12 protein-coding genes, 4 tRNA genes and 1 pseudogene are annotated in these 15,287 nt (G+C 37.2%); 12 read left to right on the forward strand and 5 right to left on the reverse strand.

Annotation, left to right across the window (positions count from 1 at the left end; all coding sequences use genetic code 11):
- Positions 1-189 precede the first annotated feature (189 nt).
- The 4 genes from EDD71_RS01170 to EDD71_RS01185 all read left to right on the forward strand — a co-directional run bounded on the left by EDD71_RS01170 (position 190) and on the right by EDD71_RS01185 (position 517).
- Positions 190-264 (forward strand) — tRNA-Glu (locus tag EDD71_RS01170).
- Positions 265-268: 4 nt separating this feature from the next.
- A tRNA-Val gene (locus tag EDD71_RS01175) sits at positions 269-344 on the forward strand.
- A 15-nt stretch (positions 345-359) separates the two neighbouring features.
- Positions 360-436: transfer RNA gene (locus EDD71_RS01180), tRNA-Asp, on the forward strand.
- Between the two features lie 5 nt (positions 437-441).
- Positions 442-517: transfer RNA gene (locus EDD71_RS01185), tRNA-Thr, on the forward strand.
- Positions 518-1,074: 557 nt separating this feature from the next.
- On the opposite strand, the gene EDD71_RS01190 is transcribed toward EDD71_RS01185, so the two are convergent.
- Positions 1,075-2,067 (reverse strand): ATP-binding protein, encoded by a 993-nt coding sequence (locus tag EDD71_RS01190; RefSeq protein ID WP_133626918.1) that lies wholly within the window; start codon positions 2,065-2,067, stop codon positions 1,075-1,077.
- On the reverse strand, positions 2,060-3,022 hold the full coding sequence (locus EDD71_RS01195; protein ID WP_243116356.1) for a DnaD domain-containing protein: 963 nt from the start codon (positions 3,020-3,022) through the stop codon (positions 2,060-2,062). Before EDD71_RS01195 ends, EDD71_RS01190 begins: the two co-directional genes overlap by 8 nt.
- A gap of 330 nt (positions 3,023-3,352) precedes the next feature.
- On the opposite strand from EDD71_RS01195, the gene EDD71_RS15890 reads away from it, so the two are divergent.
- Positions 3,353-4,759: a peptidoglycan DD-metalloendopeptidase family protein gene (locus EDD71_RS15890; RefSeq protein ID WP_133626919.1), complete on the forward strand. Its 1,407-nt coding sequence runs from the start codon at positions 3,353-3,355 to the stop codon at positions 4,757-4,759.
- Between the two features lie 17 nt (positions 4,760-4,776).
- Here EDD71_RS15890 and EDD71_RS01205 read toward each other — a convergent pair whose 3' ends face one another.
- The gene (locus tag EDD71_RS01205; protein WP_133626920.1) at positions 4,777-5,979 is read right to left on the reverse strand and encodes a S8 family serine peptidase; all 1,203 of its coding nucleotides are present in this window, start codon (positions 5,977-5,979) and stop codon (positions 4,777-4,779) included.
- 103 nt (positions 5,980-6,082) lie between these two features.
- Here EDD71_RS01205 and EDD71_RS01210 point away from each other — a divergent pair, with 103 nt between their 5' ends.
- Entirely contained in the window at positions 6,083-6,271 is a 189-nt protein-coding gene (locus EDD71_RS01210) for an FmdB family zinc ribbon protein (RefSeq protein ID WP_133626921.1), read from the forward strand.
- Between the two features lie 280 nt (positions 6,272-6,551).
- Here the strand turns inward: EDD71_RS01210 and EDD71_RS01215 are convergent, their stop codons facing one another.
- Positions 6,552-7,448: a selenium metabolism-associated LysR family transcriptional regulator gene (locus tag EDD71_RS01215; protein ID WP_133626922.1), complete on the reverse strand. Its 897-nt coding sequence runs from the start codon at positions 7,446-7,448 to the stop codon at positions 6,552-6,554.
- A gap of 236 nt (positions 7,449-7,684) precedes the next feature.
- On the opposite strand from EDD71_RS01215, the gene EDD71_RS01220 reads away from it, so the two are divergent.
- The 4 genes from EDD71_RS01220 to rlmH all read left to right on the forward strand — a co-directional run bounded on the left by EDD71_RS01220 (position 7,685) and on the right by rlmH (position 11,562).
- A complete protein-coding gene (locus EDD71_RS01220; RefSeq protein WP_133626923.1) occupies positions 7,685-8,941 on the forward strand; it encodes a UDP-N-acetylglucosamine 1-carboxyvinyltransferase in 1,257 nt (418 codons plus the stop codon).
- A gap of 117 nt (positions 8,942-9,058) precedes the next feature.
- A complete protein-coding gene (locus tag EDD71_RS01225) occupies positions 9,059-9,850 on the forward strand; it encodes an MBL fold metallo-hydrolase (protein ID WP_133626924.1) in 792 nt (263 codons plus the stop codon).
- Positions 9,851-9,860: 10 nt separating this feature from the next.
- Positions 9,861-10,967, forward strand: a complete 1,107-nt coding sequence (locus tag EDD71_RS01230; protein WP_243116357.1) for a S1C family serine protease — start codon at positions 9,861-9,863, stop codon at positions 10,965-10,967.
- 115 nt (positions 10,968-11,082) lie between these two features.
- The gene (rlmH, locus tag EDD71_RS01235) at positions 11,083-11,562 is read left to right on the forward strand and encodes a 23S rRNA (pseudouridine(1915)-N(3))-methyltransferase RlmH (RefSeq protein WP_133626925.1); all 480 of its coding nucleotides are present in this window, start codon (positions 11,083-11,085) and stop codon (positions 11,560-11,562) included.
- Positions 11,563-11,905: 343 nt separating this feature from the next.
- Here the strand turns inward: rlmH and EDD71_RS01240 are convergent, their stop codons facing one another.
- Complete coding sequence (locus tag EDD71_RS01240) at positions 11,906-13,837, reverse strand: oxidoreductase (protein ID WP_133626926.1); 1,932 nt, start codon at positions 13,835-13,837, stop codon at positions 11,906-11,908.
- Between the two features lie 187 nt (positions 13,838-14,024).
- Here EDD71_RS01240 and EDD71_RS01245 point away from each other — a divergent pair, with 187 nt between their 5' ends.
- Positions 14,025-14,603, forward strand: a complete 579-nt coding sequence (locus EDD71_RS01245) for a TetR/AcrR family transcriptional regulator (protein WP_133626927.1) — start codon at positions 14,025-14,027, stop codon at positions 14,601-14,603.
- Between the two features lie 384 nt (positions 14,604-14,987).
- A pseudogene (locus tag EDD71_RS15630) lies at positions 14,988-15,241 on the forward strand (IS66 family transposase); the annotation flags it as partial.
- Between the last annotated feature and the right edge of the window lie 46 nt (positions 15,242-15,287).

A 15,287-nucleotide genomic window follows, 5' to 3' on the forward strand; every position in this document is an offset into this window, starting at 1 on the left:
TAGTAATTAAGATGGGCTTAAGGTTAAGTATGGGCTATCTTACCCTATTCAACATGATTTTTCACTAAGTGTTGCATTTAATATTGCAATTTAAGCCTCAAAAAAATATATTTTAATGTGTTGACAGTTTGGCAAAAATCCTGTATTATATACAAGTGTCGGGGCGATGAAAGCCTGATAGAAGAGCATGGCCCCTTGGTCAAGTGGTTAAGACACCACCCTTTCACGGTGGTAACAGGGGTTCGAGTCCCCTAGGGGTCACCATTATGGGCGCATAGCTCAGCTGGGAGAGCATCTGCCTTACAAGCAGAGGGTCACAGGTTCGAGCCCTGTTGTGCCCACCAAATCCAATCTCATACGGCCTAGTAGCTCAGTTGGTTAGAGTGCCGGCCTGTCACGCCGGAGGTCGAGGGTTCGAGCCCCTTCTAGGTCGCCAATAATGCCGGCTTAGCTCAATTGGCAGAGCAACTGACTTGTAATCAGTAGGTTGTAGGTTCAAGTCCTATAGCCGGCTCCACAACAAAGATAAGGAGTTTTTCCTTATCTTTTTTATTTTTCACTCATTACCTCCATTTCCGATTCGTTACAAACTTGCAGAAGCATTAGCCTATTGTACTCTTCTTTTGCTGAGAAGTAGTGAAGATATAAATATATGAAATTAATCTGTTGTGCTACTCTGAAAAGTACGTTGGAATAAAAATAGAAAATATTTACAGATCGACGCTGCGATAAAAAATACATTTCATTCACAAGTATGCTTAGCAAAGAAGTTCTAAGGCTCGGGCTGCTGACAAGCCAAGTAAGCTTTTAAAACTCGCTTAGCTCAAACACCACGAACTCTACTTTGACTTCTCAGCTACCCACTCGCCAAGAACCTCTAGTTGCTCGCTAGAATAGTTCGCTTCATATATTTTTTTCACAACGTCTTTTGAAAATAAAACTAGCTGCAGATGAATAATTGTTCACCAATATGAATGAAAATATCTTTCAGAGTAGCACAACGCGTGAAATTCACATTTGGCGGACGGCTGAGAAGGATTAATGACCTTCGTGTTACTTGTAGAAAAAAGCCCGTTATGCACGGGCTTTTCTTTTGTTTATGCTCTTTTTTATTCTTATGTCATCACCATAAAATTCGCATATCGTAAAATGACCTAGTATTCTTGAGGTGATCCTTTCAGGATAGATTGAGAGCAGATCCTCAAGTGGGAAGTTTGTCGATATAAGTATCTTTTTTCCCTTGATTATTCTTGTGTTTATAATATTAAAAAGCTCCGACTGCGCATAGGGTGTGTTGGGCTCGGTTCCGAGATCGTCTATTATAAGAAGGTCACATTCGATGAAATCTTCAATCTGATCCTTAGGTGCATTATCTTCAAACCTTAAACTTCTTAAAATCTGAATGAGATTTGATGAAGTTTGATAAATTACAACCTTTCCCTTATCAAGAAGCTCCTTGGCAATACAGTTTGAAAGAAAGGTCTTTCCAAGGCCTGAACCTCCGAAGAAGAAGAGGTTTTCATTTGTATTATCAAAGTTTTTAGTAAAATTAACGCATCTTGTAAATATTTCCTCTATGTTTTTTCTTGGAGAAAGAGGCTCATCCTTATATTTCTGATCGGAATACAGGCTGAAATCAAAGGTATCAAAGTTTTCTTCATTAAGTATGTCTCTCAGATTTGATTGCTTGTAATGTCTGTCTATGAGCTTTTGCTTAAAACAGCTGCATTTTTCATTTCCTATATAACCTGTATCCTTGCACTTATTGCATTTATATTGAATTTCAAGGTAATCTACAGGATAGTTGTGGGAAGATAGTATTTCTGCCTTCTCTATTTTAAGATCTGTTATTCGCTTTTTTTGCTCCTTTATGTAGTTTTCTATGTCTATTCCCTTAAAAATTGAGGAGGCTATTTCAAAACCTGTCCTTGCTATTTCATTATCAATATCCCTTATCCTTGGAAATTTGTTGTAAATTTCTATCTGCCTCTGTCTCTGCTTGTTCTTGGCTTCATCCTGGAGGCGTTCATACTCTTTAAGCACCTCAAGGGTATATTTATCACTCATCCCTATCACCCCTTCCTAATAGTTGTTTTTTAAGCTCATTTATATCGTACTGCCTTTGACCGCCATAGTTTGCAAATGGATTTGAGTTGTTTCGTTTTGTATTTTTGTTTTTTTTGTTGTGTTTTTTAATATCATCAATACTTTTGAATCCGCTTTTGTACCAATCGGTTAGTATGGCATCTATATAGCTGAAGTTAGCTTCGTTTATTCTCATAATACATATCCTTGCAGCTTCAAATATGATATCAAGTGAGAAGTTATATTTAAAGAGCCATTTTTCAAGTATTTCCTCCTGGGGTTTTGATATATCTGTGTCTTTAATGCCAAGATAGTTAAGGATTGTTCTATATTTTACCCATTTTTCCTCATGCTTTGTTATATGGTTTTGGGCATCTTCATAGCTTTTAACCCCTGAGTCATGCCATGCAAGGGCAACCTTTTCAATATATCTTATATCAGTTTTATTCTTGGAGCTGCAGTATTCTACCAGAAGCGTTACCATTTCAGGAGAAAATTTAAAATCCTCAATTATATTCATATAAACAGAAACTTCCTTGGAGGATAAAGGCCTTCCAATTAATTTTTCTATATCATCAAACATCTCCTTAATCTGCTTATTAAAAAGAAGGTTGAAGTTTTGTGATTCGAAGGAATTAACTGAGAATATCTCTATTAACCCTTCAGGGCTTAAGTGTATAATTTTTTCTTCTTCCCAATATTCAAGGGCTTTTATAACGTCGGTCTCAAGGAGGCACAGGGCGGAGGCTATCTCCTCTATTGTTATGTCCCTGTTTTCCATTCCGACTCTGAGGCAGTATATGTAGACCTTTATAAAGTCTCCCCTTGCTTTTGAAAGATATTTGTCTATAAAGGCGTTATCAATAGGTGTAAAGCCCATTGGCGGTATCTTTATTTTAACAGAGGACATAAGCATCACTTCCTTGAGTTTTTTCATAAAAGAAAAGTAAATCAATTTTTAAAAATATATCATTCAAAAAAGATAAAAATTCAAATAGAATTATAAAACATATCGGTTTTAATGAATTCATTTAACTATTATAACAAAATATAGTATGCCCCTCAATAACAGCAAAATTGTATAATATAGTAAAAGATGTTATTTATGATATATTGTTTATAAAATATGTAATAAAAAATACTTTAAATATTTAATAAAATAGATTTAATTATTCAATACGATAATCAGAAGTTAGGCAAACTTGCATTTTTTCTGACTTTATTGTATATTATATTATATACAAATTTAGAGAAAGGAGGCGAACTATTGAATAAGCCGACTGAAATTTTTTACGCTAAAATTTCCAGTATAATCAGAAAAATACGTCAGAAAATTGGTTATAGTGTTTTATTAGGAACATTATTTGGACTAGCAGTTACAGTAATGGTACTTTATATATATATAAAAAGTCACACAGTATACATAGTTAAGATTAATAACAATTCAATTGGCTATGTACAAAATCTCGAAACCTTTAATGAGGTTATTGAAAAAATCAAATCTACCGATGGCATTGACATAACTCAAAGCGTTACCGCTGAAAAAACCAGGGATGTTTCATCGAAGCTTTTATCGAGCTATGAGATTGAAAGGATTGCAAGGCAAAGCTTAAAACTTAAGATGCCGGCGGTTGCAATGTATGCAAACGGAGAAGAAGTGGTTAAGCTCCCTTCGAAGGAAGATGTGGATAAGGTTTTAGAGAAAGTTAAACAGAATTACATTCCGCAGTATAAGGACGCTACTGTATCAATATTATCAAGTAAGATAAAGGAAAATATTGAAACTAAGGATACTCTTGCTAATCCAAGTGAGGTACTTGATATTAATGGTGCAGTACAAAAGATTATGGCTGGTAAAAATGAACAAAAGAAGTATGTAGTACAACAGGGAGATACAATATGGGATATTGCACTTAAAAACGATGTTGAAATTGAAGACATTCAGGAAGCAAATCCTGATATTGATCTCGATAAGATAAAGATAAATCAGGAAATAAAACTAAATGCCATTGTTCCATATATAAACATTGAAATAGAAGCAGCAGTTTCTTCGGATGAACAAATACCTTTTGAAACGAAGACAATAACTGATAAAAACCTTGCTAGGGGAACAACAAAGGTTAAACAGGAAGGAAAATACGGATTAGCCCATGTTGAAAAGAAGATAACCTTGTTAAATAACAGTTTGGTAAAGGAAGAGGTTTTAAAAAATAATATCATAACTGCGGCGGTTGATAAGGTTGTAGTTACGGGTTCGAAGGCACCAACAAGAAACTACTCAGGAACTTTAGTGGCTTCGGCAGCTTCAGGGCGTTTCGGGTGGCCTTCAAGAGGTCAGATATCATCAGGATTTGGACGAAGATGGGGGCGTTTACACACAGGAGTTGATATAAGAACACCTGTTGGAACCCCCGTAGCAGCGGCAGACAGTGGAACGGTTACCTTCGCAGGATGGAATGGGTCATATGGTTATCTGGTTAAAATAAGCCATGGTAATGGATACGAAACTTTATATGCCCATAACAGTAAGCTTCTTGTAAGCCCGGGACAGATGGTTTCAAAGGGACAGAAGATCTCTTTAAGTGGAAATACGGGAAGATCAACAGGACCCCACGTGCATTTTGAAGTAAGAAAAAATGGAGTACCTCAAAATCCATTAAGCTATTTAAAATAAGGAGGAATTTTTCCTCCTTATTTTATTATTTTATCAAAAATAAAAAGACCTTTACCCTGGGAAAATTTATTCTCTCCTATGCTTATGGTGGAGAGACATAAAATAGATTTTAAATCCTGAGGAGTAAGGCCCGGCGTTTTTTCAAGTATAAGGGTGCAAATTCCCGATATAAGTGCGCATGAAATGGAAGTTCCCGACATAGTTGTGTAGTAGGTTTTGAGGCTTACATTCTTTCTTTCTGAAGGTGTATATAAAGTATCTGATAAGAGGGATATAACGTTATGTGCTGGAGCAGAAATGTCGGGTTTTGCAAGGCCCGAAAGGGTGGGGCCTCTTCCTGAAAAGCTGCATATACTTATATTTTTTATATTTCCATCTAAAGTAGATGCTCCTCCAACGGTTATAACTTCATTTATATTTCCCGGGAAATATATACTGTAGGGTTGCGGGCCGAGATTTCCTGCAGGAGCAATAACTGTTATACCAAGGGATATAGCTTTTTTTATTATATCCTCCATGGGATTTGTCTTAAGCTTCTCTAAACCGGGAAGTTCAAAGGGAAGACACAGAACCTTCATATTGTACGTATCTTTGACAGATACTAGTATATCTATAGCTTTAATTATGTCTGAAACAAAGCCTTTTCCGGCTGAATCGAAGGCCTTAATACAAAGTATATTTGCACCAGGAGCAACTCCGGTATACATTTGAGAAGACATATGACCTGAGGAAGCAATAAGGCCTGCCATGAACGTACCGTGGCCGTTATCGTCATAAGGGCTGTTATAGCCATTTATAAGATCTTTAAAAAAAGCTATCGCATTTCTTCTAACTGTTAAATCAGGATGGGGATAAATCCCTGTATCCACAAGGCCTATCCCTATGCCTTTTCCTGTTAAATTGAATGTAGTTGCATGCTTAATTCCTAACATATCCTTAGATTTTCTCAGACATAGGGAGGCCTTATAATCAAAGCATATGAAGGATACTTCGGGAATTTCTGATATTTTGTCAATTGAAAAGGGGGAGAGCTCGCATGATACAGCATTTACATTTTGATATTCATATTTTATTTTTCCTCCAGCTGAAAGTATTTTATTTTTAATTAGTTTAAAATTACTTTTATAACATAAAATAACTGGAATTGCTCGTCTTGAATTTATATTCAAATATGGCTTTATGTTTTTATCAATTTTGCCGCCAAATCCAAAAAGCCGCATATTATCACCTCAAAACCTTTATGCATTATATTATATGCACTCATTTCTATTGTGTGACAAAATTAAAAATTTCGTGATATAATTATTAAAAGGAGGGAATAACATGGCGCTCATCGATTTCAAATGCAAGGAGTGTGGAAATGAATTCTTTGAAATAATAAATGGAGAAAATATTAGCGTTGCATGTTCAAAATGTGGAAGTACAAAGGTTGAGAGAATATATAAAGGAAAATACTACGGCAAGGGTTCAAGCTGCTCTGGAAGCTGCTCAGGGTGCAGCGGATGTCATTAAATAAAAAAAAGCCAATCGATTGGCTTTTTTTTATTTGATCTGCAGCGAAAGTCTTGTATAGGTAACTATGAGTCTGTCAAGTTCCTAGCTTAATCTTAAAACTTCGTCGTATTCATCTGATTTTATACCGTATCTTAGCATTTCATTCAGCCTGCAGGAGAGTTTATGTATTTTATTTTTAATTTCACCCATGTATGTTAATACCTCCCTGCTAAAAAATTATGCAAATACTATTTTATTATCTTATTGGCAAAAAAACAATCAAAACTTTATAAATATTTTATGAATTATTGTTAATAAGCTTGGATACTACATGCTGATAAAAGGCCTTTGTTGATGGAGACAGAGTTCTTTTATTATGAGCAACAAGGTATATTCCCCTTGTAATATTGAAATTTATTACATTATGCTTCCTTATAAGCCCTGCTTTTATATAATCCTGGCAAGCAAGCTCTGATACTATGGAAACGCCAACGTTGTATTTTACAAGCTGAAGTACCGCTTCAAGGCTGCTTACTTCGGCAAATATATTTAGCTTGTTTAGAGATATTCCATGAAGCTCAAGGGATTTTTCAAAAACGTTTCGGGTGGCAGATCCTTTGTCTCTGAGTATAAACTTCTCCTTTAAAAGCCTGTCAAAGGCAATATTCTCAGGAAGTTCCTTATTGTTGCTTATAAGCACCAGTTTATCGTCCCCTATCTTTACATATGACAGTTTGTTATCATGTATTATTTCCCCTACTATCCCTATATCCGCATTTCCAGATAAAATAAGATCAATAACGTTTCTTGTACTTTCTTCTTTTATGTCAAAGGTTACATTAGAATAATCGTTATGGAAACTGCTGAGTATTGACGGCAGCAAAAATCTGCAGGGCGTTGTGCTGGATGCTATAACAAGCTTTCCGGATATTTTATTATCCAGATCTGCTAGAGTAGTAATGGCAGAGTTTCTGATGTTTATAAGGTTTATTGCATACTCCAAAAAAACTGAGCCTGCATATGTGAGCTTAACTTCCTTACCTGATCTATCAAAAAGATTAACATTTAATTCATTTTCAAGTGATGATATGTGGGCGCTTACCGTGGGCTGTGAAAGATATATTGCTTCAGCAGCCTTTGAAAAGCTTCTGTATTTAGCTACGTTTATAAAAGCTTCTATTTGCTTAAAATCCATTCTTGCACCTCCATCATTTTATCTTATAATATCCAATAAATATTTTCAATATTTTACATTTGCTTTTCTATTTAGTTATAATTTTATCATGTTTAAAATGTAAAAAAATGCTATCGAAAAAAATAGAGGTATGTTTTACATATAGGGGATATAAATGTTATAATAAAGACTGTGATATTAAAATGGATACTTTCATTATTGAATATAGATGTGTTTAGAAAAGGATGGGTGCGTTTATGGATAAGCTTTTAATTGAAGGTGGAAGAAGACTTGCTGGAAAGGTTTATATAAGTGGAGCTAAGAATGCAGCCCTTGGGATACTGCCGGCTGCAATACTTGCAGATGAGGGAATATGTGAAATAGATAACTTGCCTGAAATTGAGGATATTAGGTGTTATGAGAGTATATTAACAAGCCTGGGAGCTAAAATTTCAAAGGATAGAAAAGGACATATTAAAATAGATCCAAGTGGTGTAAAGTCCCACATAGCAGGTAGTGAAGAAGTTAGAAAGATGAGGGCATCCTACTATCTTCTTGGAGCTCTTCTTGCAAAGTTCGGAAAAGCAGAGGTTGTATTTCCTGGTGGATGCCATATAGGTGTAAGACCCATAGACCAGCATATAAAGGGCTTTGAAGCTATGGGAGCAAAGGTTACCATAGAACATGGAATTATAAAGGTTTATACGGAAAATGGACTTAAAGGTGCAAATATATATCTTGATGTTGTAAGCGTTGGTGCTACCATAAATATAATGCTTGCGGCAACTAAGGCCGATGGAGTTACAATAATTGAAAATGCTGCAAAGGAACCCCATGTAGTAGACGTTGCAAACTTTCTAAATTCAATGGGGGCAAACATAAAGGGAACGGGTACTGATGTTATAAAAATAACAGGTGTAAAGCATCTTAAAGGATGCTCATATTCGGTTATACCGGATCAGATTGAAGCAGGAACATATATGATTGCAGCGGCTGCTACAGGTGGAGATGTAACTGTGTGTAATGTAATACCAAAACACCTTGAATCAATAACTGCAAAGCTCATTGAGATGGGCGTCAATGTAGAAGAGGGAGAGGACAGCGTAAGGGTAATCTGCACTGAAAGGCCAAGGGGTGTAAATGTTAAGACACTTCCATATCCAGGATTTCCAACGGACCTTCAGCAGCCGATGACAACGCTTTTATCCATTTCAAAGGGAAGAAGTATAATGAATGAAAGCATATATGAAGCAAGATACAAACATGTGGATGAGCTTAAGAGAATGGGAGCAAACATAAAGGTTGAAGGAAGAATAGCGGTTATTGAAGGGATTGAGAAGCTTTCCGGTGCCGAGGTTATGGCAACTGACCTCAGAGCTGGAGCTGCCATGGTTATTGCAGGTCTTGTGGCCGATGGATATACAACGGTTACCAATATAAGCCATATAGACAGAGGATATGAGAAGATAGAGGAAAAACTAAGAAGCCTCGGTGCAAATATTAAAAGGATATAAAAATATAGGGATAGAGGCTTGTACCTTAATTTCCTTAAGCCCTTTTGCGATTTAAGATGCATTCTTATTTGTGTTTGTCATCCTGTGAAATAATGGAATATTGAAAGGAGAATGTGAATGGAGTTTTGTTCGCTTTATAGTGGAAGCAGCGGAAACAGCCTTTATGTTGCAACGGAAAGAACAAAAATTTTAGTTGATGCAGGGCTGTCCGGCAAGAAGATACAGGATGGACTTAAGGAAATAGGTGTAAATCCATGTGAAGTAGATGCAATTTTAATTACCCATGAACATGACGACCATATAAAATCTGCAGGGATTTTATCCAGGAGGTTTAATATCCCGATATATGCAAATACTAAAACATGGGAAGCTATGATAGACTTCATTGGGGATATAAGAGAAGAAAACATAAAGGTATTTGAGTCAAACGTTCCGTACGAGATAAAGGATTTAACCGTTATACCGTTTTCAATTCCCCATGATGCTGCGGATCCAACGGGCTACAGTTTCGTCCATGGCAAAAACAAAATTTCCATAGCTACTGATATCGGTCATGCCAGTGAAGGAGTGAAGAACAACATAAAAGATTCGGATCTAATACTTCTTGAGTCAAACCATGACGTTGAAATGCTGAAGGTTGGACCATACCCATATCCTCTAAAGCGAAGGGTTTTAGGAGATTCAGGTCATCTCTCAAATGAGGATGCAGGTAAAACCATAGTTGAAATATTAAATAGTAAAATAAAAAAGGTTATTCTGGGACACTTAAGCAAGACAAACAACTATCCGGAGCTTGCATATAGAACGGTGTTGTCCATTTTGCAGATGAATGGTGTAAGGGATGGAGAGGATGTTGAAATCGATCTTGCATATAGAGACAGGGTGGGGAGGATTCAAATCATAAAATAGGAGGAAATCCATGAATAGTAATGATTTCAAGATGAGAAAACCATCCTTTTTCGGCTATTTTGTATCCGGATTGTTCGGGGCTATTATAGGGGCGTTTCTTATTTTAATATTTGGCCCATCTGCACTTTTTACTAAATTTAACCAGCCGGCCCCATCACAGCAGCAGACGCAGCCCCAGCAGCAACAGCTTGTTCAAAATGTTGGTGTGTCGGATATAAGTATTGCTGCAAATAAGGTTATTCCTTCTGTAGTTGGAATTAAAACTGTTGAAGTTAATAGAAGCTTTTTTGGAAACGGCAAAATTCAGGGAGTTGGATCAGGAGTAATTGTAGATAGCGGAGGATATATACTCACAAACAATCATGTTGCGGGTATGGAAAAGAAAAATATTACTGTTTCCCTCTATGACGGAAGTGAAGTGTCGGGAAGGACAGTATGGGCTGATCCTGTTCTTGACCTTGCAATTGTTAAGATAGATAGAAGTGATTTAACGCCTGCAGCCCTTGGAGACTCAAAAAATGTAAAGATTGGAGAACAGGCTATTGCCATAGGAAATCCACTTGGATTTGCCTTTCAGAGAACTGTAACGGCAGGTATTATTAGCGCACTAAACAGAACGATTGAAGTAGACGGAAACCTTATGGAGGATTTAATTCAGACGGATGCCTCCATAAACCCTGGAAACAGCGGTGGGCCCCTTATAAATATAAGGGGAGAGGTTATTGCCATAAATACTGTAAAGGCTACATCAGCAGAGGGAATAGGTTTTGCAGTGCCAGTTAATATAGTAAAGCCCGTTGTGAAAAGCATAAAGGAAAAGGGGAGCTTTACTGCACCAACCATTGGAATAACCGGTTATGATAGGGAGATGGCTGGATATTATGATAATAAAATCATTGATAAAGGTATATTTGTAACCAGCACTACCAAAGGAGGCCCTGCAGATGTGGCAGGAATCAGGGAAGGAGATATAATACTATCTGTAAACGATGAGCCTGTAAACACAATGATAGGTCTTAAGGAGGCCCTTTATAAGGCTGGGGTAGGGAGTACAGTCAAAGTAAGAATAAAAAGGCCCCTTGGTGGAGAAACAGTGGTTGATGTAACATTAAAATAATATTAGCAATATGCGGTAATTTCCATATGGAGTTACCGCTTGTTTTATAGGGCGTGTAGAGATAACAGGATATGGCTTAAGTTTAAAAAGAATTTAATTGTAAGTGGAGGATGAAATGAACATAACCATTATTTCAGTAGGAAAACTTAAGGAAAAATATTTAAGGGAAGGAATAGAGGAATATAAAAAGAGGCTTACCAGATACTGCTCCATAGATATCATTGAGGTTCCCGATGAAAAGGCTCCTGAAAACCTGTCCGAAAGAGAAGAGGAGCAGATAAAGGAAAAGGAAGGACAGGGCATATTAAAGCATATTAGGGAAAGTGCGTATGTAATTGCCCTTGATATTAAGGGCAAGATGCTGTCATCTGAGGAACTATCAGGACTTTTGGGTGAGCTTGCACTATCGGGAAACAGCAGCATAGCCTTTGTAATAGGTGGCTCCCTTGGATTATCAAAGGAGGTTTTAAACAGGGCGAACTATAAACTCAGTTTTTCAAAAATGACCTTTCCTCATCAGCTTATGAGGCTTATACTTCTTGAGCAGGTATACAGGGGGTTTAAAATTTTGAAGGGGGAGCCGTATCATAAATAGCGGGAGATAGATATTAGGCTCGTGACAAGTGACAAATTGATATTTATATTCATAGAAATACTTTTTCTATGAATATTTTTTATTTTTATTAATGTTAAATATTTAGATAAAGAATATTCAAGGTAAAAATAAAATGCCAAGGAAAAATAGAGTTATCTATGAAGGGGAATATATCACATTTATCAGAGAGGGAAAATAAAGAATACACTTGTCATGAACCTGACACCCCCTCCAGGATTATCTGGAGGGGGTATCATCATCTAGTAAGTATTTTATTATTTTTCATCAAAGTGCAGCTTGCTTGCGTCTATGGATTTCCTGTCTTTTAGTGGTCTTTTAAGAATTAAGCATTCATACCTGCAAGGAACCCTTCACGTACCGCATCAAGAGCGTTTCGTATTTTTAAGGCGTCACCGATTACTTTGACTTCGGTTTTGCCTTCGAGTTCTTTTGCAAGGGAAGAATTTGGCTTTACACCTAACGCAAGGATTATTGTATCAGCATCAAAATCAAAAATTTCTCCGTCTTTTTCAAGCCTTGCACCTTTTTCGTTTATTTCCACTACTTTGGTGCCTTTCATTACCTGAATTTTTTTCTGCTCTATAAAGTTAAGAAGAAATTCGCGGCGTGTGCTTTCTTCATCAGTAGCTATTTCAGGAAGAAGTTCTACAATAGCAACCTGTTTACCCTGCATAGCAAAATGAGTAGCCGTTTCACAACCGATCATGCCGCCACCTGCTACAAGAACTTTTCCTTTAACAGTAACTTTTCCTGCCAGTGCATCCTGTGCAAACACTACGTTAGAACCATCTATACCTGGAATAGGAGGCTTTGAAGGAGTAGAACCTGTGGCTATTATTACTACATCAGGCTTTTCTTCATCGCAAACAGCAGGAGTATACTCCGTATTAAGTTTGATATTTATACCAAGTTTTTTAATTTGCCTTGCCAGCCATGATGGAAGATAGGCCATGTTGCCTTTAAATGGAGGGATAGGAGCCAGACCGAACTGCCCACCCAGTTTGTCAGATTTTTCATAAAGAGTCACGTTATGACCTGCTAAAGCTGCAGCTCTTGCTGCTTCCATACCTGCAAGACCCCCACCTACAACTGTTACTTTCTTTGGGGTTTTTGCCTTCTTTGTTTCATTGAGATATTCAAATCCTAAAGTTGGATTTACTACACAGCGAATAGGCTCATTATTGAACAGTCTTGCAAGACATCCCTGCTGGCAGCCTATACAATGTCTTATATCATCGTAGCGGCCTTCAGCAAATTTGTTTGGAAGCTCAGGGTCAGCAAGAGAAGCTCTACCCATTGCTACAAGGTCAGCTTTGCCTGATGCCAATATAGTTTCCGCCATGCGAGGGTCATTTATACGTCCTACTGTTATAACTGGTATATTTACAACCCTTTTAACTTCTTCTGCGAGGTTTACAATCCAGCCGTTAGTCACATTAAGAGGCGGAATTACAGCCCATGTGCTGCCATATACACCTGCGGAAACATGTATAGCATCAACACCTGCTTTTTCAAGCATTGCTGCAATAAGCTTTGTTTCCTCAATTGTACGTCCTCCTGGTACATATTCGTCACCTGATATACGGAATATAACTGTAAAGTCTTTTCCGCATTTTTTACGAATATCTGCAATAATTTCAAGAGGGAAGCGCATACGATTTTCAATAGGCCCGCCATACTCGTCGCAACGTTTATTTGAATAAGTTGACATAAATTGAGCTATAAGATAGCCGTGAGCTCCGTGAACTTCGACGCCGTCAAAACCGCATTTTTTTGCTCTGAGGGCTGCGTCACCGAATTCGGATACTATTTTCTTTATTTCGGGGATGGTAAGCTCACGGGGTATATATCCCATAACAGGGCATGGTATAGGTGAAGCGGAAACAGGCTGCTGTCCGATAACATCATATGAAGCTTGGCGTCCTGCATGGTAAATCTGTGCTACGATTTTAGCGCCATGTTGGTGAACACGCTGTGTAAGTCTTGCATGTCCTTCCATTTGCTCATCTTTCCATAAACCTGCTGTCCAGAAACCTCTGCCCAGAGGGTCAACGGCATAGTCTTCTGTTATAATGAGTCCCCAACCGCCCTTTGCTTTAGCCTCATGATAAGCGATATATTGCTCTGTTGCAAAGCCGTCGGGGTCACAGAACACTGTAACCATAGGAGAAACAACTAATCTGTTTTTAAGCTTTATGCTGCCTATTGAGATTGGAGCAAACACAGGACTTGAATTTAGAGTTTTGACTGACATAAAAAACCTCTCCTTTGTATATTATTTAACAATGTATTTTAAAAAATAAAAAGTAACCGATCGGTCAACTTAAGTTTATTATACCAACCAGTAACCCGCTGGTCAAGCTTTAAAGTTTTTTCTTGATAAAATGTTATCAACTGATATAATTAAATATTATATATTATAGAAAACAGGTGAGAATATTATGCCTACATCAGCAAAAAAAAGTAAAAGAATACGTGCCGAGCGTCGTAAACAGATATTGGATGCAGCATTGGTGTTATTTGACGAAAAAGGATATTCTAATACTCGTGTAAGTGATATAGCTCAGGCTATAGGTGTAAGCAAAGCTCTTATATTCAAATACTTTCCTTCGAAAATAGATATTTTTAAAGCTATTACAGAATATATAGAAACCTGCCTTGCAGAGGTTTTAAACGGGCCAACCCCTACGGATTCCTTAAGAAATTTTGGGCTTAAAATTACTTCTACAACCAAAGACTATATTCCACCCATGAGGATATATATCGCAACTTTTATAAAAGGAGAGCTTCCCACAGACATGAATGAGAATTTTCTCCGCACTAATTTTGCAAAAAAATGGCTGGCTCCTATAATACGTCAAGGACAGGTAAATGGCGAATTTCGTGAAGGTGACCCGGAAGAACTGGCTAATGCCTTTTGGCTTTATATATTAGGTGCAGTTGCAAATTATATTCATAACAGGAACGATGCAGCGTCTATACCTAATATTGAAATTCCCCTCAGCATGCTGAAAAAATAATCAAGGAGACTTATCTCTTTTTATTAACAAGCCTTCTATAAGTGTTTTTTTACAATTGCTTTGAGGAAATTTCATCTTATCAAATAGGATAATACCATCTTTATTATAGGTTTTTGTGTACAAAAATATTCATTAAAGGTTTAGTATAATCCTTCTCTTTTTTCCATCCTTACACTCTATATGAGGCTTTCAGCTCATACGGTGTTTCATCAGTTGGCATTAGTGCATCAGCCTGGTGTGCCAAGGCCTTGACAAAGCCATGTTTGCAGATGTTATACGGGTATTGTCTTCGCGATGATAAATAATACTTTAATTGATAGAGTTTATCTTGCATGCGGCTCAACTGACCTGCGTAAATCCATTGATGGTTTAGCTTCGCTAGTAATGGTATATGTTATGAGTGAAAAATACGAAACGGCATGCCCCTGTATAGGCAGAAGTTTATACTCCTTGGAATAGATCTGTCCTGTAAGACTCTTACCAATTGGATGGTTCATGAGGAGGGTCCCTTAGAAGGAACTATTTCATATATGTGGATATTCCGTACCGGGAATGGGAGGTAGCCTATTGTGCTCTACGATTATCAAACAACAAGGGCAAGTAAGCATCTACGAAGGTTCTTGTCCGGGTTTAAGGGCTAGCTGCATGTAGAATAATGATAAATTAATCCCCATCTATATAATA

Source organism: Fonticella tunisiensis (assembly GCF_004364155.1).
In the GTDB taxonomy this organism is placed as follows: domain Bacteria; phylum Bacillota; class Clostridia; order Clostridiales; family Caloramatoraceae; genus Fonticella; species Fonticella tunisiensis.